Origin of the sequence: Sorangium sp. So ce1504, from assembly GCF_051521635.1 — a bacterium.
Lineage (GTDB): Bacteria > Myxococcota_A > Polyangia > Polyangiales > Polyangiaceae > Sorangium > Sorangium cellulosum_B.
The window spans coordinates 6,851,189-6,876,464 of the sequence record NZ_CP150365.1; the positions used below are offsets into that span (position 1 = coordinate 6,851,189).

The window sequence follows — 25,276 nt, forward strand, 5'->3', positions numbered from 1 at the left end:
GCGCGCGGACCGCGGGGCAGCGCAAACGGTGCGTCCGGACGCGCGCCCTGCACCGCGCGGAGCCGCGGGCCGCGGCGCCGCCCCGGACGCGCGCGATGGCACGTGGCGTGCGATGTGAATCGCGCCGTGCACTCCTCTCTTCATCTTCCCGGGGCCGCCGCGATGCTGGGACTCCTTTGCGTGGCGCACGCGGCAGGCTGCCAGGGTCGCGACCAGCCGCTCGGGCTGCGCCCCGCGCTCGACGCGACGCCGATCGCCTCCGCGAGCATCCACCACCCTGACAAGCTCTCCGGTGTCGCCACGGACAAGCGGGACTCGCTGGGCCGGCCGATCCGCGCGGCGTGCGTGACGTGCCATTCGCTCCGCAGACCCGGTGCGCTGCCGACCTCGACGGCGGAGCTCGACGAGTTCCACGTCGGGCTGAGGTTCGAGCACGGCGGGCTGAGCTGCGCCTCGTGCCATGTGATCGGCGAGCAGGACACGCTGCGCAAGGCCGATGGCGCGCTCCTCCCGATGCGCGACGCCATGCAGCTCTGCGCCCAGTGCCACGGCCCCCAGCTCCGCGACTACGCGAACGGGGCTCATGGCGGGATGAACGGCAGTTACGCGGGCGGCGCGCGGGTGCGCAACCACTGCGTCGACTGCCACGATCCGCACGTGCCGGCGTTCCAGCCGTCGATGCCCGTCCTGCCCCCGCGCGACCGCTTCGTGGAGGCGCGCGGCGCAGGAGAAGGAGCCCACCGATGACCCAGACATCCAGGCGCGTCGCGCTCAAGGTGCTCGGAGCCACGCTCGGCGCCTCCGCGTTCGCCCACGCGATGGAGCCGCTCCGCGCGTGGAGCAAGGACCTCTCGCTCGATCAGTTCCTGCAGCGCCACTACAAGGAGCTCACGAGGGAAGAGCTCGCCGAGGTCATCGACCGCCTCGAGCGAGAGACGCGCGAGGAGTACGGCCGCGAGGTCACGATCCGCGACGTCCGCCCGCAGGAAGGGGTGCAGTTCGGCTACGCGCTCAGCCTGAGCGTGTGCATCGGCTGTCGCAAGTGCGTGGAGGCGTGCCACGTGGAGAACAACCACGATCGGCGCACGAACAACTCCTACATTCGCGTGCTCGAGATGGATCAGGGCAGCTTCGACATGGAGAAGGGCGACGCGACGTACGAGCACGCCGTGCCCGCGAAGGGCAAGTACTACCTGCCGGTGCAGTGCCAGCAGTGCGACAACGCGCCTTGCGTGAAGGTCTGCCCCGTCCAGGCGACCTGGAAGGAGCCCGACGGCATCGTCGCCGTCGATTACAACTGGTGCATCGGCTGCCGCTACTGCGAGGCCGCCTGCCCCTACCACGCGCGGCGCTTCAACTGGACGAAGCCCGAGGTGCCCGCGGACGAGATCAACCCGGACCAGGGTTACCTGTCGAACCGCATCCGGCCCCAGGGCGTCGTGGAGAAATGCACCTTCTGCCTGCATCGGACGCGCGAGGGCCGGATGCCGGCCTGCCTCGAGGCCTGCCCCACGGGCGCGCGCGTCTTCGGCAACCTCCTGGATCCGAAGAGCGAGATCCGCTGGGTGCTCGAGAACAAGCGGATCTTCATCCTCAAGGAGGAGCTCGGCACGCGGCCGCGCTTCTTCTACTTCTTCGACGTCTGAGCGAGCGGAGCCACGATGGGCAAGGACACGCACGCCATCACCTACCCGCGCTTCCTGCTCCGGGTCATCGGCCAGAGCTTCGAGGGCTCGTGGCGCTTCTATCTCTGGATGACCGTGCTCACGGCGATCGCCCTCGTGGGCGCGAACGCCTGGGCCCACCAGCTCGCCGAGGGCATGCGGGTCACCGGCATGAGCGACCACGTCTCGTGGGGCCTTTACATCGCGAACTTCACCTTCGGCGTGGGGCTCGCGGCGGGCGCCGTGATGATGGTGATCCCGGCGTATCTCTACGACGACCACGAGATGCACGACGTCGTGATCCTCGGCGAGCTGCTCGCGATCGCCGCCATCGTCGTGTGCCTCCTGTTCATCGTGGCCGACATGGGGCGCCCGGACAGGTTCTGGCACATCTTGCCTGGGCTCGGGCGGTTCAACTGGCCGATCTCGATGCTGACCTGGGACGTCATCGTCCTGAACGGCTACCTGTTCATCAACCTGCACATCTCGGGCTACCTCATCTACACGAGGTACCTGGGCAGGAAGCCGGACAGGAAGTGGTATCTGCCGTTCGTGTTCCTGTCCATCGGCTGGGCGGTGTCGATCCACACGGTGACGGCGTTCCTCTACGCGGGCCTCGGCGGCCGCCCCTTCTGGAACTCGGCGCTGCTCGCCCCCCGCTTCATCGCCTCTGCCTTCATCACCGGCCCGGCCTTCGTGATCCTGCTGCTCCAGCTCGTCGCCCGGCTGACCCGGTTTCGCGTGGGCGACGGGCCGATCCGCACGCTCACCTCCGTGCTCCGCGTGACCGTCCTGCTCAACCTGTTCATGCTGGGCTCGGAGCTCTTCACGTCGCTCTACACCGGCGGCACGCACAGCACCGCGGTGACCTACCTGTTCTTCGGCCTGCACGGCAAGAGCGCGCTCGTGCCGTGGATCTGGTCGGCGGTCGCGCTGAACGTAACCTCCGCGGCGCTCCTGCACCTGCCGGCGAGCCGCGGGAGCCGCGCCTACCTCAACGCGGCCTGCGTCGCCGCCTTCGCCGGCGTCTGGATCGAGAAGGGCATGGGCCTCATCATCCCGGGCTTCGTGCCGAGCACCCTGCACGAGCTCGTCGAGTACGTGCCCTCGATGGCCGAGTGGAAGATCACGGCGGGCGTCTGGGCCGTCGGGTTCATGGTGCTCACGATCGCCATCAAGGTCGCGCTGACGGTGCTCACCGGCGAGATGTCGGTCGAGCCGCGCTCCGGTGCCACCCGCACGGACGAGCACGCGCCGCCGCTCGCGCAATAGCGCTGCTGTGTGGCATGGCGCGCCGCCGGACACACCTTTGGCGTCGCTCGAGCGCGCGTGTCGGCCTGCGTGGTCGTTGGCCCGGAAAGTGGCACTTCCTCGGACAATATAAAAGCTGAGCCGTCCACGGATCGCCCGGGCACTGCAGGGGGCATGTGCTGGCCAGCTCGTTGACCCAGGGCGAGAGTGGCAATCACCTCACGTCATCCAGATTGCCCGGGCGAGAGAGCGCTGAGCCGCGCTGGCGACCGCGTCGCATTTCAACTTACAAGAGGGAGGACACTTCAATGAAAGTTGCCGAGTACGCTCGTCTGGCCGCGCAGGCCGCCGCCGTCGCTCTTCCGCTCGTCGCGCTGGGCTGCGGGCCTGACCCGGAGAAGGCCGGCGATGAATGTGCTCCGGATGACGGCTGCCCGAGCGGCCTCGTGTGCGCCGAGGGCGGCGAGGACCACATCTGTTATGCGCCGCCGGGCGCCGGCTGCGATGCGGGCGGCACAGACTATTGCCTGGGCGATGCCGTCTGTGGCGACGACGGCACATGCCGAGTTCCGCTCGGAGGCCCCTGCGCCGGGGACGCGAAGGACTTCTGCGCAGAAGGCACGACGTGCGGCGCTGACGGAACCTGCCAGACGCCGCCTGGCGGCGCGTGCGATCCAGCGGGCCCCGATCTCTGCCTCGACGACGCGGTCTGCGGCAAGACGCGAGACGGAGGGGGAATCTGTGGCATCGCCGAAGGCGGCGCGTGCGATCCGGAGGCCCCGCTGTGCGCGGGCGGGCTCACCTGCGCCGAGCTCGTCGCAGGCGACCATGCGTGTTATCCGCCCGTGCTGGCGAGAGGGACCGTCTTCGACTCCGAGAGCACCGCGGGCATCGAGGGCGCGCTCGTGCTCGCGCTCGATGATCAGGCGACCGCGATCACGGACGTGACGATCACCGACGCCGCAGGGAATTACGTGCTCGAGGTGCCGGTGCCCCGCACGGAGAACGGCGCGCCGATCGGGGACGTGATCTTCACGCTGCGGGCGAGCGCGCAGGACCACCAGCCCTTCCCCGGTGGGCTCCGCACCGCCCTGCCGATCGCCTCCAGCGAGGCGACGTCGGGCGACGACGGGTGGAGCATCGAGACCGCGCTCACGGATATCGCGCTGATCCCGCTGCCCGAGGACCAGCGGGGGCTGCCGAGCATCTCGGGCTCGGTGCTCGCGGACGAGCAGTCCGGCGGCGTGCTCGTCGTGGCCGAGGACGAGGGCGGCAAGGGGTTCAGCGCGGTGACCGATCGCGGCGGCGCCTACACCATCTTCAACGTGCCGGCCGGCGGCTACTCGGTGAGCGGCTACGCGGCGGGGCTCGCGCTCGATCCGAAGGCCGCGGAGGTCGGTGACACGGCGGTCACGGGCGTGGATCTGGCGCGCTCGGACGCCGCCCTCGGCACCCTGACTGGCACGCTCAACATCGTCGACGCTCCTGGCGGCTCGACCACAAGCGTCGTGGTCGTCGTCGCGTCCACGTTCAACGACACCTTCGTCCGCGGGGAGGTGCCGCGAGGGCTGCGCACGCCGCTCAGCGGGCCGCCCGACGTGAGCGGTGAGTTCAGCATCTCCGGCGTACCCGCTGGCAAATACGTGGTGCTGGCCGCGTTCGAGAACGACAGCCTCGTCCGCGATCCCGATCCGAACATCGCCGGCACGCAGCTCGTCACCGTGGAGATGCCGAGCCCCGGCGAGGACGTCTCGCTGCCGACCTCGTTCAAGATCACCGAGTCGCTGCCGTTGATCGGCCCGGGCGCGACGGATCCCGAGCCGGTGACGGCCGCGCCCACGCTCCGGTGGGGAGACGACTCCAGCGAGGATTTCTATACCGTGGTCGTCTACAACGCCTATGGCGACCTCGTGTGGTGCCTCGGGGACGACCCGACGTGCGCTGGGCCGAGCATCCCGGGATCGAGCGGCGTCGACGAGGTCTCGGTCGAGTACGGCGGTCCCCTCGATCCGGGCATGTACTATCAGTTCCGCGTGACCTCCTGGCGCTCCCCGGGCGGCGAGCCGGGCGCCATCTCCGCGACCGAGGATCTGCGCGGCGTGTTCTACGTCACAGGCCAGTAACGACCCCCCAGGCGTTCTGGGTGGACAGCGCTGCCCGGCTCACTCCGCGACGATCGCGACGGAGGCCGGGAGCGCCCCGACCACGGCCGTGACCACGCCGTCCTCGTACGAGAAGGGCACCACGCGATCTTCCTCGAAGTCGATCGACGCGACAGTGACCTGCGTCGGGCTCGCGTCCATGGGGAAGCTCGCCGTCACTCCCGCCTGCTCCACCACACCTGCGCTGTACTCGTGGTTGATCACGTGGAGCACCGTGCGGCCGTCCGCGAGGCGCACGAGGTTGTGGCTCATCTTCTTCTCGCCCGCGCACGCCTCGGGCTGCTCGGCGGACGCGCACTCCTCGAAGGAGAGGGTCACGGGCCCTGGGACGTCCGTCGCTCCGTGGACCAGGTCCTCGTGGGACTTGTAGAAGTCGCGGAAGCGCGCGAAGAACTCCATCATCTCGAGCGCGGTCGCCGTGCTCTCGTCCGTTGTCGTGTGCAGCGGCAGGGCGAAGTACAGGCCGTTCGCGTAGGCCTCCGCGGCGAAGACGCGGAAATAGTCCTTCCGCTCCTCCAGCGGGAGCCCGTAGTAGCGGTTCATCATGTCGTTCGGCCAGTCCAGGAACAGCATCAGCGGGACTTCCTTGCCGCCGACGAGCTCTTGAACGCGCTTCGAGCGCGCCTTGAGCCCCCGCAGGGCTGTCTGGAACGACACGGTCCCGTCGAGGTGTCCCTCCACGACAGGCACCCAGTTCATGCCGCGCGGGCCGTCGCCGTCGATGTTCCAGTCGTACAGGCCCACGCTCTGCATGTCGACGAACGGCACGATGCCGTTCGACGAGATGAAGATCTCGCGGCCGTGCTGCTCGCGCGCGTAGCGGCGGAGCTCGAGCACCACCTCCTGCCAGTAGACGAGCGCCGGATAGACCTCGACGAAGGTCCCGAGCTGCGGGTCTGGACGGTTTCCCACGGTCCGGCCCCACTCCTCGACGAGCAGCTCGTTCCCGCTGTCGAAGGGCTTCGCCGTGGCGTTCACGCGCTGGAGGTAACCGCGGAAATCGAAGCCTCTCCCGGCGGTCTCGGGCGCCCCTCCGCAATCGAGCCCGTCCTCGGGGAGGAGATCGAACCCCTGCTGCCAGCCGTCCGGACGGCCGCCGTGCTTGCGACAGAGATAGTTGCCGAAGTCCGCGACATGGTGGTCGTCGAACCCCTCGTTGCCGTCGTACTCCGCGCCCCCGTAGCCTCCGTTGATCTCGTCGAAGTTCAGCCCGTCGACGCCGAGGTCGATCTGGAGCTTGCCCATCTCGACGAGCCGCGCGCGGTAGCTCGGGGACGCCATGCTCGACCGGTGGGCGCCTGGCACGATCTGGTCGTGGGCGACGAGCTCGCCCGCGGCGTTGCGCGTGGTCTGCTCCAGAAACTGCTCCTCGCTGTCGACCTCGTCCTCGAAGACGATGGATGCGGTGCTGCCCGCGACGAAGCGGATGCCGCGCTCTCGGCAGCTCGCCAGGTACTCGGCGTCATAGTCGTCGGCCTGGATTCCGGTGTCGCGCCAGCGCTGCCACGCTCTCGGCACCATGTCCGGGGCGAGCTCCAGCACCTGGGGATCCGCCTCGTTCACCTCCACCTGGCTGAACGCGAACACCGTCAGCTCGGACGTGTCGAACGTGCCGAACACCTCGGGGTGGATATCGGGCATGACCGGCGTGATGTCGCCTCCACCCCCCTCTCCCCCCGCGCCGGTCGCCGTGGTTGCGCCCTCGCCGCCCGCGCTCCCGCTGGACGCGGCCGTGCCGCCGGTCCCCCCGGCCCCCCCGGGGTCCGGATCCGAGCTGCACGCGCTCCCGGCCATCACCATGCAGGCCAGCAGCCCGGAGCAGCCTGATCTCCCGATGCGGGCCGCGCGGCCCTGGTACGCATGCGCCGAAGCCCCTCGACGCCCAGCGCCGCCCGCGATCCCGTCTTTTCGATGAGTTGCCATGGGCACAGAAGGAGTTCGCGCCCTTCGCCGTGTCAAGGTTGCCCTGCCCCACGGCACGAAGCTGTCACCGTGGGAGCTTCTCAGACAGCGACGTCAGATTCCAGCACCACCGCTCGCGCTTCATGGTTGAATTCCGCGTGCACAGAACGTCGCTCCGCCGACTGGCGGCCTTCATCGCCACCCACGTCCTCGGCGCCGCGCTCTCCTCTTCGCACGGTCCTGCATTCACGATTTGCTCTTGACGGAGACGATCATGCCCATTCGACCTTCATTGTCGCACATGATTCTTCTTGGCTTGCTCGCTGCCGCCTGCAGCTCGAGCGAGCCGGCTCTGGAGGGCTCCGGCGGCGCGGGCGGCGCCGGTGGCTCGGGCGGCGCCGGTGGCTCGGGCGGCGCCGGTGGCTCGGGCGGCGCCGGTGGGTCCGGCGGCGAGGCGACTGCGCCGCTCGTCGAGACGGAGGCGGGTCCGGTGGAGGGCGCGCTCGTCGGCGCGACGCGCACCTTCCTGGGCATCCCGTACGCCGCGCCGCCGGTCGGGGAGCTGCGCTGGAGATCGCCCGCGCCGCACGAGCCGTGGACCGAGCCGCGGCCTGCCGTCGAGGTGGGCATCCCCTGCTCGCAGCTGAACCTGCTCACCCCGGGCTTCAATGAGAGCTCGGGAGAGGACTGCCTCACCCTGAACGTCTGGACGCCCGAGCGCCCGGCGTCCTCGTCCATACCCGTCCTCGTCTGGATTCATGGCGGCGGCTTCGAGCTCGGCAGCGGCGGGGAGGCCGATTACGACGGCCGGGCGCTCTCCGAGGCGACCGGATCGGTGGTGGTCACCTTCAACTACCGCCTTGGCCCGCTCGGGTTCCTCGCCCTCCCGGAGCTCAAGTCGGAGGATCCCGATCACCCCTCGACGGGCGCGTACGGCCTGGAGGACCAGCGCGCCGCGCTCGAATGGGTCAAGGCCAACATCGCCGCGTTCGGCGGGGATCCTGGCAGGGTCACCCTGCTCGGCGAGTCCGCGGGCGGCATCAGCGTCTGCATGCACCTGGTGTCGCCCAGGAGCAAAGGCCTGTTCCATACCGCCATCATCGAGAGCGGACCGTGCGACTCCGCCGCGGACGAGGCGACGGCCAGCGCGCAGGGCCAAGAGTTCGTCGAGGCGCTGGGCTGCACCGACGCGCCTTCCGTCCTCGAGTGCCTCCGCGGCAAGTCGGCCCAGGAGATCATGAGCGCGCTGCCGCGGGGCGCGGCCTTCCTCGAGGGCGCCGGCCCGACGTGGTTCCCGGTCGTCGACGGATGGAACCTCCCCGACACGCCGGGCAAGCTCCTCGAGGCCGGGAGCTTCGAGAAGGTGCCGACGATCCTCGGCAGCAACGCGGATGAGGGCACGCTCTTCGTCACGCTCTGGGGGGAGTCCGCGGCGGTCGCCGACGACGCCGCGTTCGAGGCGTTCGCCGAGACGCTCGCCCCGGGCCACGGCGAGGAGGTGGTGGCGCTCTATCCGAGCGAGACCTACGGCTCGGCGCAGGCGGCGGCGATCGCGGCGCTGGGTGATTCGATGTTCGTGTGCCCGACGCGGCGGGCGGCGCGCGCGATCGCGGGCGGCGGCGCAGCGACGTATCTCTATCATTTCACCTATGCGCCCGAGAGCTCGCTGCTCGGCGATCTCGGCTCCTTCCATTCTGCCGAGATCAAGTTCGTGTTCGGCAACCCGACGCTGGTGTTGCCGGAGCCGCTGACCGAGGGTGAGCTCGAGATGTCGCAGCAAATCATGGGGTACTGGTCGCGCCACGCGGCGAGCGGGGACCCCAACGGCGAGGGCGCCGTCGCGTGGCCGAGGTATGAGGCGGAGGGGGACGAGAGCCTCACCCTCGATCGCGACATCGCTCCGCAGGCCGGTCTGAAGGGAGAGCTCTGCGACGCGTGGGACACCTTCGCCACGGCGGCTCCCTGACGGTGCTCGCACGGAGGGCCGCGGCGCGTCACGCCATGGCCGAGGCCCGGCGAGCGGCCTGCGCGGCTTGAGTGTTGAGTCCGGGCCCGCCGCGAGCGCGATCCCCGAGCGCCGCCGCCGCGCGCTAAATAGCGATAGATATTATGCTATCCTGCCCACGGTGCTCTCCTCCTACGACCTCGCCGCCATCATGGCCCGCCTCGACGCGCGCGAGGCCGCGCTCGACCTGCTCACGCAGGAGCGCCAGGCCGCGGTCGCCGCTATTTTGCGGGCGCCGGCGGGGCCTCTGGGCACGGCGCTCGATCCTCTTGCGGAGGGCCGGGAGCCCGGGGAAGCCGAGCTCCTCCTGATCCGCCGGGCCGATCACCCGGCCGATCCCTGGTCGGGGCACATGGCGCTCCCGGGCGGGCGGCGCGAGCCGGCGGACGAGAGCCTGCTCGCCACCGCGATCCGCGAGACGCGGGAGGAGGTGGGGATCGACCTCGCGGCGCACGGGACCCTGCTCGCGCGCCTCCCCGAGGTCCCGGCGGTCGCGCGCGGGCGGCGCGCCGGGATGATCGTCGCCCCGTTCGTCTTCGCGCTGCGCTCCACGCCGGAGCTCACCCTGAGCGACGAGGTGGCCGAGGCGCTCTGGACGCCGCTCGGGCCGCTCGCGCGCGGCGAGCGCACCTCGCGTTATGCGTACACGCACGAGGGAAACGTCCTCCAGCTCCCGTGCCTGCTCGTGGACGAGCGGGTCGTCTGGGGGCTGACGTACCTCATGCTGAAGCAGCTCTTCGAGGTGCTTCACCGGCAGCTCCCGTAGCCGCCGGATCAGCCAGTCTGCCGCGGCGTCGCTGGCCGCGTTCCCCTCAGATTCCCCTCAGAAACCGCCCTCGATCGCGAGCCCCGGCATCGTGATAGGCCCGATCTTCCGCGGCGTGCACCCGCTGTCATCGCAGCTCACGTCGAACACCTCCTTCGCAAGCGTCGCGTTCTGCACGTCGAGCACGAGGCCGAGGTACCTCCGCGCGCCCAGCGCCCAGCGCTTCGACAGCCGCATGTCGAGCCGGTAGAACGGCGCGATGCGGTCCGGGTGCTCGCGCGGGAGGCGGCCCGGGGCGGCCTCGTCGGCGGGAAAGCCGGTGTAGAAGACGTGGCGGATCCCGGCGCGCCAGCCCGCGCCGAGGTCGTAGAGCAGCGCGAGGTGCGCCACGTGCGTCCGGTCGTAGGCGGAGGGGATCATCGACCTGCCCCGCGTGCGCGTGGAGCGCGACAGCGTGTACGACGCCAGGAAGAACATGTCGCGGCGGAGCGCCCCGCGCGCCCCGAGCTCGAGACCGTACGTGTCGCCGAGGCTCCGCGTGAGGAAGCGCTCCGTGCTGAGGGTCGTGCCGCGGCCCGTCCCGATCGGATCGCTCAGGCCGAAGGTCGCCTGTCGAAACACCGTGGCGCTGAAGTTGACCGGGCCCGCGTCGACCTCGACGCCGAAGCTCGACTGCAGGCTGCGCTGCAGCCCCCCCGGGATGCCGCCGATCTGCAGCGCCGGCAGCGGGGCGAGGCCGGGCAGCTGCGAGGCGAGGCCGAACGCCGGGATGAGCCGCACGTGGTCGCCGACGCCGAAGCGGCCGACGATCCTCGGGTCGACGGCGAGCGCGCTCTTGCCGAGCGAGGTGTAGTGGTCCACGCGCACGCCGGGCGTGAGCGTCGACCGCTCGTCGAGCACGAGCAGCGCGTCGGCCCACGCGCCCAGCGCGAGGTCGAGCCGGCTGCGGAAGAGCTCGGGGAAGCTCTCGTCGAGCTGGGCCGTCCCCTCGGCGGGCGTGTCCTCCTCGGTGGACGCGCCGCCTCCGGGCTCGCCGTCCGAAGCGCTGGGGCGCGGCGTCACCACGTAGCGGTCGACCGCGGCGTCGACGCCCACCCGCACGAGCGCGCGCCCCGCGAGGATGGGCCGGGCGAGGCTCACCCTCGCGTTGAGCTTCCAGGCCTCGGCGCTCTCCACGCCGACCCCGCGCGACCGGTCGAGCCCGAGGGTGAGCGCCGACCTGACGCGCGCGCCCGAGGCGGCGTCGTCGCGGTCGTAGCGCATGTCCAGGCGGTGGAAGTCGCTGTCGAGGAGGACGTCAGTCGCCTCGGCGCCGTCCTCCTCGCCGATGCTGGCGAGGTAGTCGTACGCGCCGAAGGCGAAGACGGTGAAGCGCTCCTCCGGCCCGAGCCGGTGCGTCATCCGGCCCTGGTAGTCGGCGTAGCCCACGTCGACGCTCGGGACGAGCGCCGAGGTGAGCGCCGCGCCGGCGGCGTAGCGCCCTCCCACGAGGACGTGGGTGTCGCTGTCCATCGGCCCCTCCACGACGCCGCCGAGGTCGACGAACCGGAGGCTCCCCTCCCCGCGCCAGACGTCGGACGGCGGCGCGCTCTCGGCCTCGATCGCCGCGCCCGCGAGCCGCCCGATGTCCGAGGGATAGGGGCCGAGGTGCATCTCGACGCGCTGGACCATCGCGGCCGGGATGACGCTGGGGCCGGCGCCCACGTGAAAGAGGAGCGGGACCTGGATGCCGTTGAAGAAGTAGCCGATGTTCCCCGGCGGCGCGCCGCGGATGTAGTAGTACGGCATGCCGCTCGCGATGGAGGTCACGCCGGGCTGGATCTCGATGGCGCGGTAGGGGTCGCCGAGCGCGCCGGGCAGCTCGCGGACGTCGCGCCGCGTGAGCGAGACGGAGCCTGGCGGAGCCCGGTTGCCCTCGACGGTGACCTCGATCCCGGCGGGCGCGACGGCCTGTCCGTCGGTGACCACGGGAGCCGGCGGCTCGGCCGGGGCCACGCCGGGCGCCTGCGCCGCCTCGGTTCCTGCCGACTCACCGGCCGGGCGGCCTGCAGCCTGAGGGCGCGCCTCGCCCGCATGCAAGGTGGCGGCGGCCGCGAGCGCGAGGGAGAAGAGTGCGCCTGGGGATCTCACGCGGATGTCGTCAATGCGCCGCCGGGCAGCCGGGAGAACCTCCCCCGTGGCGCCCCGGAGTTAGCAAATCCATCGGCTCGGCGGAAGCCAGGGAGTCCAATCCACGCTCGGCCACCCACGCGCCCTGGACGCGCATCCCCGCGCTCGCAGGGCGCCCGTCAGCCACATCGATGGGCGGCGCGTCCCCTCGCGTCCCCTCGCCCGATCCGGCGAGACAAAAAACAGAGCGCCCATTCGACGGCGGGGGGGGGAAGCCGTCACGGGCGCTCTGACGTCCGTACTTAGCAGGACACGGGCCAAGGCTATCCCCTTCTCTGTTCCTGGGGTTACCCTTAAGGACACCCCCGACACCTTTCAATTCTGAGATCTCAGACTTCAAACCTGGCATGGGATCCGCGCCTTGGACGTCCCGCCGGGCCTCCCTACCGCGCCGAGCTCCTTGAGATGCAAGCCAGGCCGAGGACGTTGGCAAAACGATTATTTTGACAAATAACTGTCAATATGACAAGTTGCTTCCAATGACGAGGCTCACCGCGGAGGCGACCGCGCTCAGCGAGCTGGTGATCGAGGTGTTCCGCTTGAATGGTCTGGCGCTCGAGGCCGGGGACGCCCTGGCCAGGCCGGCGGGGCTCACGAGCGCGCGCTGGCAGGTGCTCGGCGTCGTGGACCACGGCCCGGCGCCGGTCTCGAACGTCGCTCGGACGATGGGGCTGACCCGCCAGGGCGTGCAGCAGATAGCCGACGCCCTCGAGCGCGAGGGGTTCGTCGAGTATGTGGAGAACCCTCACCACCGCACGGCCAAGCTCATCGCGATGACGGCGGCAGGGCGCGAGGCCCTGCAGCAGGTAGAGGCGCGCCACGCCGCGTGGGCAGATCGGATCGGCAAGCGGCTCGATCTGTCGAGCCTGCACGCGACCCTCGATGCGCTGCGACAGGCCCGACGTGTGCTCGAAGAGGACGCGGCGTCGCCTGCGCGACCCGCTCGAAAGGCGTGATCCCATGAGCGAAGCGATGACGATTCCCGTGCTCCCGTGCGTGTCGCTGCCCGAGACCCTGGCGTTCTACGGCGCCCTGGGCTTCGAGGTCACCCACCAGCAGACAGCGCCGAACGTGTATGCTGCGACGCGCCGCGGGGAGGTCCACCTGCACTTCGTGGGCCTCAAGGGGCTGGATCCCAGGCAAGCGTACAGCACGTGCCTGGTGATCGTCCCCGAGGTCGAGCGGCTCCACGAGACGTTCGCGGAGGGGCTGCGGCGGGCGTACGGCAAGCTGCCGATCTCCGGCCTGCCCAGGATCTCGCGCATGAAGAAGGGGCAGAGCCGCTTCACGGTGGTCGACGTCGCGGGCAACTCGGTGATCTTCATCCGGCGGGACGCGCCGGACGACTACGACGAGGGGGCCGCCGGGTCGCGCTCGGACTCGAGGCTGGGCAAGGCCCTGCGCGCGGCGGCGCGGCTGCGCGACTTCAGGAACGACGACGCCGCGGCCGCCAAGGTCCTCGACGTGGCGCTCGCCCGGAAAGGGCCGGACGACCCGCTCGAGCGCGCCCGCGCCCTCGCCGCCCGGCTGGAGCTCGCTGTCGCCCTGGGCGAACAGGCGCGCGCCCGCGCCCTGCGCGACGAGATCGGCGAGGCGCCGCTCTCCGACGAGGAGCGCGCGCTGCTCCGGCCCCAGCTCGACGCAGTGGACGCGTTCGAGCGGTCGCAGCGATAGGCGCGCCCGCGCCGCCAGGCCTCAGGTCGCTCGCCGCCTCCGTGTCGCGCCCGGCGGACGCGCGACACGCTCGTCCTTGGCCAGGAGATCGAGCGCGCGATCGAGCGCGAGCCCGAGCGAGCGCGCGCCCTCGACCGAGAGGTCGGAGAAGAGCATCTGCGCGCCGACGAAGGCCGCGTACTCCAGCCGCGCGAGCAGCAAGGCGGCGCCGCGCGCGCGCCCCTCGGAGGCGTACAGGGACGCGAGGTACTCGACGCGGCGTGCGTCGACCCGCCGGAGCACGGCCGCGGCGCGCTCGTCTCGGAGCGCCCACGCCCGCACGGCGAGCTCGAGGCGGCCGTCGAGCGAGCGCACGACCGCGGAGAGCCGCTGCCGCTTCTGCTCGGGGCTCCCGCCCGCCTCGGCGTGGTGGATCGGCGCCGACGTCTGCCGCTCCTCCCAGCGAGCGAGGAGCGCCGCGAGGAACGCCGCGATGTCCTCGAAGTGATGATAGAACGAGCCCTTCGTTCGCCCGAGCCTCGCGCAGAGCCCGTCGATCGTCAGCGCGCCCTCGCCGCCGTCGCGGAGCGCGTCGAGCCCCTGGTCGAGCCAGTCGTTCCTCGAGGTGCGCGCCATGCGGGTCAGTCGAGCGTGGCGCCCGCAACAGCGGCGGCGAGGGTGAGCGAGAGCGGCGAGTACACGAGGCGGTTCAGCCGGTGATACGGCAGCGCGCGCGTGTCGGGCCGAAGGCGAGCCTCGAGGTAACCGCCGACGCCCCGCGCCCCGAGCACCAGCGCGACGGCCCACGCGCCGAGCCGGAGCAGCGTCGGCGAACCGCCGCCGCCGTACCGCTGGGCCACCACCAGCGCGGCAGACGACGCGAGGAGACACGCCACGACGAGACATGCGCCGAGGGAAGGAAAGGGACTCCCCTTGGGCAAGCCGACCACCATCTCCACCTTCTCGTGCCGGGCATCCCCGGGCCACGCGCCTCCCAGGCCCCAGTAGACGTGAATCGCCGCGAGCACCCCGAGGGCGCCGCTCGATGCCAGGGCAAGCACGTCCCGCCGTGGGACCCCCGCGCCCGGCGCCCCGGCCGCGCACAGGATCGCGAGCAGGCCAAGCAGCTTCCATGGCGACACGCCGCGCGGCGCTCCGAGCCGGGACACGCCGGCGACCAGCACGATGAGCGGGACGACGACCGCCGCGCTCGAGAGAAGTGGATCCATCGTGGCCTCACCTTCAAACAATACCATACGGTATGGTATGGATCTGGACAAGCGTCAGCTCCTCACTGAACGCACGGCGCAGGGAACGTCGCTGTGTCGCTCCGCCACGGACGCTCCGGAGCCGCGCGAGGCCCTCGGCTGCTCAGGTTGCTCTCGCCCGCCGCCGCGCGCGCTGCCCGCACCTCCCTGCGCGCGCCGCCCGCCACGACCGGCGCGGCCCGATTCCCGCCGGCAGCGCGGCAGCGCCACCTGCCTTCCACCCTCCGCGGTGAGATTCTCACGAAAAGCGCACGACCAACAAATGCTGAGATCTTCTCGGGGCCTATCGAAATACACTCGATATACACTCGAGTCATCGCGCCTTCACGGCAGATTCGGCTTCCTTGTCCTCGCCTGCCCAAGTATGAAATAGAAGTGCGAGCTCTCCTTGGCTCCGAAGTGACAAGGGCGCCGCGCGCCCCCGGTCGGGTCGCCTCGCCGGCGTGAAGGAGCGGGAAGAGAGAGGCTTGGGGCAGCGCCGAGCGATCGTCGCGGCGCCCCTGCCGAAGAGCCGAAACGCGACACGCGAGAGAAGGACCATCACGATGAGGAGAAGGAAGGACCCATTCGGCATCGCGCTCGCGCTCGCCGGCGCCGGCAGCTTCGCGGGCTGCTGGGAAGGCGGCGCTGTCCAGATCTATTCGTGCGACGAGCCGTGCTTCAGCCTGGATGCTCACGAGTGCAATGATCCGTGCCCCGTGTGCGACGGCGCGTGCGTGCCGCCGCCGTCCCTCGGGTTCGACGCTCCCATCCTGCTCTGGAGGGGCGACGCGACCGGCGGGACGTCCCCACCGGAGTGCCCGGTGGAGGCGCCGGATCTCCTGTTCGACGGTTACAGCGGATTCGGCGGCGAGCACAGGTGTCCGACGTGCGTTTGCACGAAGCCCTCCTGCGAGCTGCCTTCAGGCCTTCTGGGGAGCGCCTCGGCCACGTGCGACGGGACGGCGTCCACGTCGTTCGCCGCCCCCGAGGGGTGGAGCGGCGCGTGTACGGCGCCGGCCGCGGCGACCTCGGGCGAGCTCGGCTCGCTCCTCATCCCGGCGCCGACCGTGAGCGTCTGCGCCCCGACGCACGATCCCGGAGGAGCGCCGCCCGAGCTGGCCGCCCCCGCGAGCACCCGGGTGCGCGCGTGCACCGGCGCGGCCGACGAGAACAAGTGCAGAAATCCCTCGATGATGTGTGTCGCGGCCCCCAGGCAGCGGTCCGGGGGCTTCACGATGTGCATCCGCTATCTCCTCCAGCACACGCCGGAGTGCCCTGAGCCGTATCCCGATCTGCTGGCGATCGCCGAGGGCTTCGACGACACGCGCAGCTGCACGCCTTGCGTGTGCGAGGAGCTCGAGGACGCCACGTGCACCGCGCTCGTCTCGGTCTACGAGGACGGCAGCTGTCGCGAGCTCCTCGGCGCAGAGACGGTGACGATGGCCGGGCCGAAGTGCGTCGCGGGGCCGGATCTGCGGCTCGAGAGCATGGAGGCGCGATGGATCAGGGACGACCCAGGCAGGTGCGCCCCGACCGGAGGAGTCGCCATGGGCCAGGTGACACCGGAGAGCCTGGCCTACTATTGCTGCCAGTCAGACGAGGTCATCCCTATCTACTGATGACCCCGCCCGCCAAGGGCTGTTCGACCTGGACGCCCCATTGAGCGAGGGTGCGACTTCGTGTACCCGTGAGCGCGCTTCGCGGCTATAAGAGCGAATCACGCGAAAGGGAGAGCGGATATGCGAATCGCACGATGGTGCTTCTGGATCGCGCTCGCCGCGGCCGGTTGCAGCGCGTCCAACCGCGGCACGTCCGCGACGGAGACCGACCCGTCCTCGGGCGCCGGAGAGAGCGGCGAAGAGAGCGGTGAAGGGAGCGGCGCGGGCGGCCAGGACGACCCGTTTGGCTCCGGCACCGATATCGGCGGGAACAGCGGAGGCGTCGGGAATGAGGGCAACGGGAGTGGGGCCCCTGACAACGGGTGCATCGAGCGAGCATCCCTCGTGTATGTGCTCTCACAGGACAACGAGCTCTACAGCTTCAGGCCCGATCGTAAGGAGTTCACGAAGATTGGTGTCCTGGGGTGCCGGACCGGCATGGATCCGAACTCGATGGCGATCGATCGCAACGCGGTGGCGTGGGTCAACTACGTGGAGCCCGACGACAGCGAGGGGACGTTGTTCAAGGTCAGCACCGAGGACGCGAGCTGCGAGCCCTCCGGGGCCACGCTCTCCGACGGGTGGTCCCGGCTCGGCATGGGCTTCTCGAGCGACCTCTCGCGCCCGGACACCGAGGAGCTGTTCGTGGCGGGCGCCACGGGCACGCCGGGCATCGGGCTGGGGAGGATCGACGGCGCGTCCGTGACGCCGGTCGGCGAGTTCAGCGGCTCGATGCGCGACATCTCGGCGGAGCTCACCGGCACCGGGGATGGACGCCTCTTCGGCTTCTTCACGACCACCCCGGTTCAGCTCGCCGAGATCGACAAGGAGACCGGCGAGATCATCGAGACCACGGACCTGCCGGGCATCGAGACCCCCAGCGCCTGGGCGTTCTCGTTCTGGGGTGGCGACTTCTATTTCTACACCGCCCCGAGCGAGCTCGGGTCCCCGTCGCGCACCACCAACGTGAGCCGCTATCGACCGTCGGACGGCTCGATCGACACGGACTACATGACGGACATCGGCTTCCGCATCGTCGGCGCAGGCGTCTCGACCTGCGCCCCCCTCGTTCTCCCCCGCTAGAGCGAGCGACGGTCGCCCGCTTCGGATACGGGCCCACCTCGGCGTTTTCGGTGCTCAGCGCACCGGAGTGCGCTTGCGCGCCGAAAACGCCGATCTGGGCCCGTCTCCTGTGCGGGAGACCGCCGCTCGGCTTGGCATGTAGCTGAGGGGGGCGGAGTGGGAGGAGCCCTCGGGACGGATTCGCCTGGGGCGTCGCCGATGGCATCAGGAACGGATCCGTGAAGCGCGCTCCCGGCGGTACAGGCGTCTACCGGTCCGGCATCACCGGCATCACGTTGCGCATGGCCGATCGGGCACACCCGATCGGGCGGCGAGGTGTTGCGATGCGGATGAACCTTCTCCCCGGGCGCGCTCACTGGCTACTCGCGCTGTCGCTCACCGCAGCGTGCGGGACGGCGCCGGGCGCCGAATCCCCTGCGCGCGAGGACATCTTCCGCGCCGCGGGGCCGAACGAGTTCATCCTGCTGACCGCCCGGGGCGAGCTCGTCAGCGCCGACTTCGAACCGGGGCGCGTCGTCGGCCCGGACGTGAACCTCGGCGTGTACGCCGCCGACAGAGGGCGCGACGGGCAGACAGTCCGGGGCGTGGCGTTCAACCGGACCGTGAACGTCACCGCGACGGGCCAGCGCGCGGCCGGCATCGTCGGCGCCATGCCGCTGGAGCTCTCGGTGACCCGGGCGGAGGCAGGGCTCCGCGCGCAGGGCCTCCTGGCTGGCGCCCTCTCCGACTACCGGCTGGACGAGCGGCAGCTCACGGGCACGATCGGGCGCTGCAGCTACAAGCTCACGCGGACGGGGCGCACCTACGAGGGATCGCGGCGCTGCGAAGGCCAGCCTCATCACGCGACCGTGCTCCTGCCCCGCGGGCTGTCCTCGTGGAGCGACGCCGCGCTCGCAGCCGCCCTCGGGCTGCTCCTTGGCGCCTGAGCGCGCCGCGGCCCGCCCCGTCGCGTGGGCGGTGGTGAATGACAGGTCGCGCAGCGGCTGCTAGAGCTCGGGGCGACCCGGCAAGAAAGACGAAGCGCGCCGGAAGCCCGTCGGGTACGGAAGGGCCGAGCCTCCTGGGCCCCGGCGGTCCTTTCTTCGCGCCCTCGCGCGGCACCCCCTCTCCTCCGTGACGAAGCCCAGATCCGATGGCAACGCGCCGGGCAGGCCGACCCCGGCGACTTCACCGAACCTCCTCGAGGGACGCTCCGCGCCCATCCCGCTCGGGCCGCGCCTCGAGGCCGTGCTCGAGCTCGCCTACCGCGCGCGCCGCGCGGTGCTGCTCGAGGGGCCCACGGGGATCGGCAAGAGCGAGCTCGTCCGGCAGCTCGCCGAGCGGCTCGGCATCGCCACCGTCGTGCTCGATCTGAGCCTGCTCGAGCCGCCCGACCTCGTCGGCCTGCCGGTCATCCGGGACGGCCGGACCACCTACGCGGCGCCGTCGGTGCTGCCCCAGGACGGCGCCGGCATCCTGATGCTCGAAGAGCTCAACCGGGCGGAGCGGTACATCCAGCAGCCGGCGCTCCAGCTGCTCAGCGCCCGGCGGCTGCACGAGTACGAGCTGCCCGCGGGCTGGGTGTGCTTCGCCGCCGTCAACCCCGAGTCGGCCGATTACCAGGTGACCCCCCTCGATCGCGCGCTCCGCGCGCGGTTCCTCCACCTGAACGTCCGCGCGGACCGCGCGTCCTGGCTCGCCTGGGCGCAGGTGAACGGGCTCCACCCGGGCGTGATCGCCCTCGCGCAGGGGCACGAGCGCGTCCTGGACGACGTGCCCCCGCGCACGTGGACCTATGCGTCGCACGTGCTGAGCGCGCTCCGCCCCGAGGAGCTCGCGGACGGCGTGCTCCTGCGCGACGCCCTGGGCGGGTACCTGCCCCCGAGCTGGGTCGAGCTCCTGCTCGCGTCGAAGGACACCTGGTCGACGCGGCTGCCGTTCGATCTGCGCGCGCTGCTCGCCGATTACGGGCCGAGCTCGCCGGCGGGCAAGGTGCTGCGCGCGGCGCGCGAGCGCGGAGAGACCGACCGGTTCGACGAGGTGACGACGCGGCTCGCGCCGCTGCTCGAGGGGCCGGAGGTCGGCGTGCTCGCGGCGCAGCGCAAGCTGTCGCTGGGGGCGTTCGAGGCGCTGCTCGCCGACCTGCCGGGCGACCACCGCGAGCGGCTCCAGGACGCGCTCGGCGGCAACGCGACGGCCACGCAGCTCATCGACGTCCGCCCCGAGGAGCTGCTCCAGAACTACGCGGGCAGCGCCGCCGAGCAGAAGGTGCTGGCGTGGCGCGCCGATCCGCTGCGGCAGCACCGCGTGGGGCTCGTCGTGACAGCGCTGTCGGCGCACCTCGCGCAGCAGGCGAAGCTCGTCGACGTGCGGCGGAGCAACGTCGCGCGCGTGTGCCTGGGCCAGCTGCTCGCGCAGCTGCCGGAGCGCTGGGCCCTCCGGCTCGCGGCGGCGCTGAAGAAGCACGGCGTCACGCCGGTCCGGCCGCAATGAGCGAGACCGCGGGGCGCGGCGAGGTGCCCGAGGACGCGCTCGCCGCGTGGCTCGACGCCTTCGTGCGCGATCCCGGCTTCCTGGAGCGGTACCCCTGCTACGCGGCGATCCTCGCGCGGCTCGCGCCGGTCGCGGATCCCTCGGTCAAGCGCATGGCCGTCTCGCTGTTCGATGGCCGCTTCTTCCTCCACGTCAACGTGGAGTCGTTCATGGACGAGCCCGTGTTCCTGCGGGGCGTGCTCCTCCACGAGGTGCACCACGTCGCGCTCGGGCACCTGTGCCACCCCAAGTTCGCGGGCGCCGACGAGCCGGAGCTCATGGACCTCGCCCTGGAGATGTCGGCCAACGAGTACATCGAGGAGCCGCTGCCCGATCCGATCCGCTGGCAGCCCTACGCCCCGATCGGCCTGCGCGGCGGCCAGAGCACGCTCGAGCGCTACGAGCTGCTCGTGAGCGCGGCGCGGGAGGGCAAGCTCCCGCAGCGCGGCGGCGAGGCCGTCGACGATCACCGCGTGCTCCGGCGCCCCTCGCGGGAGCCGGGCGCGGTGGAGCAGACGCGGCAGCTCCTGCTGCGCGCCGCCGAGGAGGCGGACGCGCTCGCGAACGACGGCGATCCGGCGGACGTGCCCGGCCTGCTGCTCGCGGGCAAGACGCCGGGGCGGCTCATCGAGGAGCTGACGGACGCGCTGGGCCCGCCCGCGCACCCGCTCGACTGGAAGACAGCGCTCAGGATGTTCGTGGCGAGGGAGCGCGCGCCGGTGCACACGTACGCGCGGCCGAACCGGCGCTTCCCGGGCCGCGTCGGCGAGGTCCCGGGCAGGACGTACGCGCCCCGCGCGATCACGAAGCCGTCGGTGCTCGTCGCGATCGACACGTCGATGAGCATGCGGCGCGAGGAGCTCTCGGAGATCGCCCGGCAGCTGCAGGTGATGAGCGAGTCGGCGCGCATCACCGTGGTCGAGTGCGACGTGGAGATCGGTCGCGTGTACGCGTTCGACGGGCGGCTCGACGAGGTCGGCGGCCGCGGCGGGACCGATCTGCGGCCGGTGTTCGCCCCGGAGTTCCTGGCGGCGCGGAAGGTCTCCGGCGTGATCTATTTCACGGACGGCGCGGGGCCCACGCCCCCGGCGCCGCCGCCGCTGCCGGTGCTCTGGATCCTGACGAAGCCACTGGATTTCACGTGCCCGTGGGGAGACCGGGCGTGGCTTGCGAGGAAGCCTCGGCGGGGGTGACGTGAAGATGGCAGGCAAGCGCGCGAAGACGACCACGCGGCCAGGGATCGCCGCGTCGAAGCGCGGCGGCGGGGCCGCGCCGGGCGGCCTCGCGGAGGCCCCGCCGCGCGGCGGGTTCTACGACGGCTGGTCCGAGGAGATCGTCGAGCACCTGGAAGACGAGTTCCGGAAGCTCCGCGCCCTCGCGACCCTCGAGCTCGGTCCCGAGCTGGAGATCGCGATGTGCCATGCGCTCCGGAAGTTCCTCCCCGAGCGCGCCGGCGTCTGTCGCGGCTGGGTGGTGGATGTCACGGGGGACAAGCAGGGCGAGGACATCATCATCTACGACGCCGCGCGCTTCCCGACGCTGCGCGGGCTGGGCGGCGACCTCGCGATCCGGGAGCGCGTGCCAGCCGAGGCCGTCCTGGCGTACATCGAGGTCAAGCACACGCTGTATGCGCAGGCGAAGGTGCCCGCGAAGAGCCAGGGGCAGTCCGTCGTGAAGGCGTGTCGCCAGGTAGCGGCGGTGAAGCGGCTGACGCGCGCCCCCGTGCCGCTGAAGATGATCGCGCCGAGGATCTCGCTGGAGGACGGGGCCATCCAGCGGGACAGGGGCTTTCCGGCGATCCGCAACCCCTGGTACGCGGCCATCTGGGCGCTGAACCTCCGCGTCGACAAGGCCCTGGAGGGAAACCCGGCGGAGGCGGTGAAGCGACGCGTGGCCGGCGCCCGGCGGGCCGGCACCCGCGTCGAGCACCTGCCCGACGTGATCGCCGCGGGCCCGGTCCTGATGACGCCCGCGATCGCCGCCGCGGGGGCCCTGGAGCCGCGGCCGTTCACCACGCCCGACACGGAGCTCATCTTCACGAACGGGATGAAGGCCCTGGGAGCCGCCATGGAGCACCTCACCTGGGCGATCGACGACATCCTCCTCGGGGAGATCCCCTGGAGGCGCATGCTCGCCCATCAGCTCCAGCGAGCAGAGGATGAGGCAGGGAGCGTCCGACTCACCATCACCTGATCTGGCTGGCTCTCCGGCGTCGGGGCGGCGAGCGCCGGCTGGCGCGGGGCGGGCCCCCTGCCCTCCTCGACACGCGGTGAGCGGCGCGGTCATCGGGGGAAGATGACCGCGCGCGAGGCGGCGCGCCGCGGCCCCAGGCTCAGGGCACGCTCGCCGGATCGGCCGGGTCGGTCAACGCGTCCGCCTCGTCGCCGTCGAGCGCCCCATCGCCGTCGCGGTCGAGCGCCATCCGCACCCCCGAGCCCGGCGGCGCGCAGGTGAAGGTCAGCGCCTTGCCCGACGCCGCGATCGCGCGCAGCGCCGCCGCGCTGATCGCCGCGCTCGCCGCCCTGTCCCGCAGGAATGTGCCAGCGCCCTGTTGATAGAGGAAGCCCGCCTCCTCCCCGTGCATGCGGACCTTCGCCACCAGATCGCACTCCCCCGCGTCGGCGCGCGCGATCAGGAGATCCACCCGCAGCTCGGCGGCCGTGTCCCCCGTGCCGGCGAGCGTCGCTTGCTGGCCCACGATGGGCGCCAGGTTGCTGTCGAAGGCGTGCAGGAAGTCGGTCACCTGCCCGCGCAGCACGTCGCCCGCCGCGCCCGGCGGGAAGCCGGCGATCCCCGGCGCCTCGTTGAAGCCGTTCTGATCGTGGAAGCGGAAGATCGTATCCATCGTCCCGTCGTGGCCAAAGCCGAACCCGCGGATCTGATCGCCCTGGAACTCGAAGTTCCGGTTGTTGAACCGGGGGTTCTGCACCATGCCGAACATACCCACCTTCTGATAGACGTTGCGGAGCTGGGCGACCTTGAAGCTCTGGAAGATGAAATCGAACGTGTAGCGCCCGTCGGTCCCGAAGAAGCCGGGAAACGCGACCCCGTGCTCGGCGTTGGCCGTGGGATCGAGCACGTGGCACGAGGCGCACGCGCCGCCCTCGCTGGGCGGCAGGGTGAAGAAGGCCTTGCCCGCCGCCTGATCGGCCGTGAGCGAGTTGTCCAGCTGACGGATGGGGTTGGGCGGATACATCATCTGCATGGTGAAGTCGGTGAACGCCTGCATGTCCGCCGCGGGGATGGGCGCGTCCCGCCCGAGCAGGCCGACGAAGGCGACGCTGAACTTCTTGAACGCGGCCTCCTCGTCGAAGGTGCCGCTGTCCGGCTGCGCGCTCGGCGCGTCGTTCCCGCCGGTGCGGTCTCCGCGCCAGTGCATCGGCCCGTGGTTGGCCATCCCGCGCAGGCTCTGCGTCGTCATCGGCCCCTTGAGCGCGGCGAACTCGCGGGGCGCGCCGAAGATCGCCGGATCGAGCACGAACGGGCCTGGCATCGGCGTGTTCACCGCGTCGGGGTCGCCGAGGTCCCACGCCAGGCTGTCGAGATCGCCGAAGACATGGCAGCTCGCGCACGCCGAGTCGCCGTGGCTCGACGTGAACGACGCGTCGTAGAGGAAGCGGCGGCCGCGGACCACGCTCTCCGGCTCGGGGCTGTACATGGGCACGTGCGCGATCTCGGCCCTGGCGCCGACGTCGATGATCGAGATGGAGTTGTCGAAGCGCGTGAGGGCGTAGAGCTGCCCTCGCGCCTCGTCCAGCACCACGCCGGTCGGCCCGCCGCCGGAGACCGGGATCTGGCGCGCGAGCCTCGGCACGAAGGTGTCGGCCTCGAGCGCGGCGGTGTTGAAGACGCCGATCTTGTCCGAGCCGAGCGCGGCGACGTAGAGCTTCTTTCCGTTGCTGGAGACGGCCATGCCCGTGGGCAGCGCGAGGCTCTTGCGGTTCTCGGCGTTCGGGACCGGCGCGCAGCACGCGTTGTAATCGATGTGTTTGTTCAGGTGCCGCGGGGCGACGCCGCCCGTCGCGGGATCGATCACCGTGATGTTGTTGTGGTTGAAGCGGCCGCGCACGGTGTGGCCGGCGAAGACGCCGGGGCCCTCGAAGCGATTCTCGTTGAACGCCTCCGTGTTGGCCACGTAGACGCGCCCGCTCACCGGGTTGACGGCCATGTTGTAGAGGACCGTGCCGACTCCGCGGAACACGCCCCCGGGCCCCTCGACGGGCGCGGGCGGGTTGGCCAGGGCGTCGATGACGAAGACGTCCTTGTCGGGCAACGAGAGGTTCACCTTGTCGTCCCAGGATCGATTCAGCTCGTCCACCCAGTGCGTCCCGTCGAATTTGACGATGAGGGGCGCCGAGGGCTGCGCGACCCCGGCGGCGTTGGTGGTCGGCGGGGGCAGGCCGAGGCCCAGGTTGACCACGTTGGTCTCGATCACCGTGGTGCGGTTTCCGGAGTGGAAGGCCGCCGCATAGACGCGTGAGCCGTCGGGCGTGGCGGCGAGCGCGCGCGGCGTGTCGCTGAAGAGGGTGATGATGTTGAGCGGCGCGGGGCTCGAGCCCGCCGCCGAGAAGACCCAGACGTCGGCGCGGCCCACGCCCGGCGTGGTGAGCGCCGGATCGACAGGGCTGTTCTGGCCGCGGTGCGCCGTGGTGATGAAGGCGCGGCTCTTGCCGGCGCCGGCAAAGACGATGTCGCGAGGCTCGTCGCCGACGAGGAGGGTGCGCACGATGCGAGGCCTCGCTGGCCTCGAGACGTCGACCACGCTCACACTGTCGGAGAGGTGGTTGACGACCCAGACCTCGTCGTCGCTGCGGGCCGCCACAGCCACCGGCTCCAGTCCCACGGAGACGGAGCCGCGGTGCTCGAGCGTGCCGCTCCGGACCTTGAAGATCTCGAGCCGGTTGTCAGGCGTGTTGACGGCGAAGAGCATCGAGCCGTCGGGCGAGAGGGCGAGAGGGCGGACCTGGCCGCTCTCGAAGAGGGAGTAGGGCCGGGCGGCGGCGACCGTGATCGGGGCGCCCGCGACGGTCGGGGTTTCGTCGACAGGCGTGCCGTTATCAGCGCATGCGGCCAGGGCGAGAGCCGGGAGCGACCAGAGGACGATCTTGTTCATGGGCACCTCGAAGGCGGGAGAAGAGCGACATTTCATGATCCATCGAAAGGCGCCCACGGAGCAAGAGACAGACGAATGGAATCAACACA

At 71.1% G+C, this 25,276-nt stretch carries 19 protein-coding genes; 14 read left to right on the top strand and 5 right to left on the bottom strand.

The features are described from left to right. Positions 1 to 162: 162 nt before the first annotated feature. The 4 genes from WMF39_RS25630 to WMF39_RS25645 all read left to right on the top strand — a co-directional run bounded on the left by WMF39_RS25630 (position 163) and on the right by WMF39_RS25645 (position 5,038). Positions 163 to 747 carry a hypothetical protein gene (locus tag WMF39_RS25630; protein ID WP_437739104.1) on the top strand — a complete coding sequence of 195 codons (585 nt, stop codon included), beginning with the start codon at positions 163 to 165 and terminating at the stop codon, positions 745 to 747. Beyond that, complete coding sequence (locus WMF39_RS25635; protein ID WP_012237337.1) at positions 744 to 1,646, top strand: 4Fe-4S dicluster domain-containing protein; 903 nt, start codon at positions 744 to 746, stop codon at positions 1,644 to 1,646. Before WMF39_RS25630 ends, WMF39_RS25635 begins: the two co-directional genes overlap by 4 nt. A 15-nt stretch (positions 1,647 to 1,661) precedes the next feature. Further along, the gene (dsrP, locus tag WMF39_RS25640; RefSeq protein WP_437739105.1) at positions 1,662 to 2,936 is read left to right on the top strand and encodes a sulfate reduction electron transfer complex DsrMKJOP subunit DsrP; all 1,275 of its coding nucleotides are present in this window, start codon (positions 1,662 to 1,664) and stop codon (positions 2,934 to 2,936) included. 287 nt (positions 2,937 to 3,223) lie between these two features. Beyond that, positions 3,224 to 5,038 (top strand): carboxypeptidase-like regulatory domain-containing protein, encoded by a 1,815-nt coding sequence (locus WMF39_RS25645; RefSeq protein WP_437739106.1) that lies wholly within the window; start codon positions 3,224 to 3,226, stop codon positions 5,036 to 5,038. 39 nt (positions 5,039 to 5,077) lie between these two features. Here the strand turns inward: WMF39_RS25645 and WMF39_RS25650 are convergent, their stop codons facing one another. Next, on the bottom strand, positions 5,078 to 7,000 hold the full coding sequence (locus WMF39_RS25650; protein ID WP_437739107.1) for a hypothetical protein: 1,923 nt from the start codon (positions 6,998 to 7,000) through the stop codon (positions 5,078 to 5,080). 280 nt (positions 7,001 to 7,280) lie between these two features. On the opposite strand from WMF39_RS25650, the gene WMF39_RS25655 reads away from it, so the two are divergent. Together WMF39_RS25655 and WMF39_RS25660 are read left to right on the top strand one after the other, a co-directional pair. Next, positions 7,281 to 8,945, top strand: coding sequence for a carboxylesterase/lipase family protein (locus WMF39_RS25655; RefSeq protein ID WP_437739108.1), 1,665 nt, complete (start codon positions 7,281 to 7,283; stop codon positions 8,943 to 8,945). Positions 8,946 to 9,105: 160 nt separating this feature from the next. After that, on the top strand, positions 9,106 to 9,750 hold the full coding sequence (locus WMF39_RS25660; RefSeq protein ID WP_437739109.1) for an NUDIX hydrolase: 645 nt from the start codon (positions 9,106 to 9,108) through the stop codon (positions 9,748 to 9,750). A gap of 57 nt (positions 9,751 to 9,807) precedes the next feature. Here WMF39_RS25660 and WMF39_RS25665 read toward each other — a convergent pair whose 3' ends face one another. After that, the gene (locus WMF39_RS25665; protein WP_437739110.1) at positions 9,808 to 11,880 is read right to left on the bottom strand and encodes a TonB-dependent receptor plug domain-containing protein; all 2,073 of its coding nucleotides are present in this window, start codon (positions 11,878 to 11,880) and stop codon (positions 9,808 to 9,810) included. A 518-nt stretch (positions 11,881 to 12,398) separates the two neighbouring features. Between WMF39_RS25665 and WMF39_RS25670 the strand changes: the two genes are divergently transcribed. Next, entirely contained in the window at positions 12,399 to 12,875 is a 477-nt protein-coding gene (locus tag WMF39_RS25670; protein WP_437739111.1) for a MarR family winged helix-turn-helix transcriptional regulator, read from the top strand. A 4-nt stretch (positions 12,876 to 12,879) separates the two neighbouring features. Next, a complete protein-coding gene (locus WMF39_RS25675) occupies positions 12,880 to 13,593 on the top strand; it encodes a hypothetical protein (protein WP_437739112.1) in 714 nt (237 codons plus the stop codon). A gap of 21 nt (positions 13,594 to 13,614) precedes the next feature. On the opposite strand, the gene WMF39_RS25680 is transcribed toward WMF39_RS25675, so the two are convergent. Next, positions 13,615 to 14,208 carry a TetR/AcrR family transcriptional regulator gene (locus WMF39_RS25680; RefSeq protein WP_437739113.1) on the bottom strand — a complete coding sequence of 198 codons (594 nt, stop codon included), beginning with the start codon at positions 14,206 to 14,208 and terminating at the stop codon, positions 13,615 to 13,617. A gap of 5 nt (positions 14,209 to 14,213) precedes the next feature. After that, the gene (locus WMF39_RS25685; protein ID WP_437739114.1) at positions 14,214 to 14,801 is read right to left on the bottom strand and encodes a DUF3995 domain-containing protein; all 588 of its coding nucleotides are present in this window, start codon (positions 14,799 to 14,801) and stop codon (positions 14,214 to 14,216) included. Between the two features lie 584 nt (positions 14,802 to 15,385). On the opposite strand from WMF39_RS25685, the gene WMF39_RS25690 reads away from it, so the two are divergent. From WMF39_RS25690 to WMF39_RS25715, 6 genes are all read left to right on the top strand, one after another. Further along, positions 15,386 to 16,441: a hypothetical protein gene (locus tag WMF39_RS25690; protein ID WP_437739115.1), complete on the top strand. Its 1,056-nt coding sequence runs from the start codon at positions 15,386 to 15,388 to the stop codon at positions 16,439 to 16,441. 120 nt (positions 16,442 to 16,561) lie between these two features. Next, positions 16,562 to 17,563, top strand: coding sequence for a hypothetical protein (locus tag WMF39_RS25695; protein ID WP_437739116.1), 1,002 nt, complete (start codon positions 16,562 to 16,564; stop codon positions 17,561 to 17,563). Positions 17,564 to 17,781: 218 nt separating this feature from the next. Continuing rightward, positions 17,782 to 18,489 (top strand): hypothetical protein, encoded by a 708-nt coding sequence (locus WMF39_RS25700; RefSeq protein ID WP_437739117.1) that lies wholly within the window; start codon positions 17,782 to 17,784, stop codon positions 18,487 to 18,489. Between the two features lie 187 nt (positions 18,490 to 18,676). Next, the gene (locus tag WMF39_RS25705; protein WP_437739118.1) at positions 18,677 to 20,035 is read left to right on the top strand and encodes an AAA family ATPase; all 1,359 of its coding nucleotides are present in this window, start codon (positions 18,677 to 18,679) and stop codon (positions 20,033 to 20,035) included. Continuing rightward, complete coding sequence (locus tag WMF39_RS25710) at positions 20,032 to 21,267, top strand: vWA domain-containing protein (protein WP_437739119.1); 1,236 nt, start codon at positions 20,032 to 20,034, stop codon at positions 21,265 to 21,267. Before WMF39_RS25705 ends, WMF39_RS25710 begins: the two co-directional genes overlap by 4 nt. Before the next feature lie 7 nt (positions 21,268 to 21,274). After that, positions 21,275 to 22,267: a DUF6602 domain-containing protein gene (locus WMF39_RS25715; protein WP_437748030.1), complete on the top strand. Its 993-nt coding sequence runs from the start codon at positions 21,275 to 21,277 to the stop codon at positions 22,265 to 22,267. A gap of 139 nt (positions 22,268 to 22,406) precedes the next feature. Here the strand turns inward: WMF39_RS25715 and WMF39_RS25720 are convergent, their stop codons facing one another. Then, positions 22,407 to 25,187 (bottom strand): hypothetical protein, encoded by a 2,781-nt coding sequence (locus WMF39_RS25720; RefSeq protein WP_437739120.1) that lies wholly within the window; start codon positions 25,185 to 25,187, stop codon positions 22,407 to 22,409. Between the last annotated feature and the right edge of the window lie 89 nt (positions 25,188 to 25,276).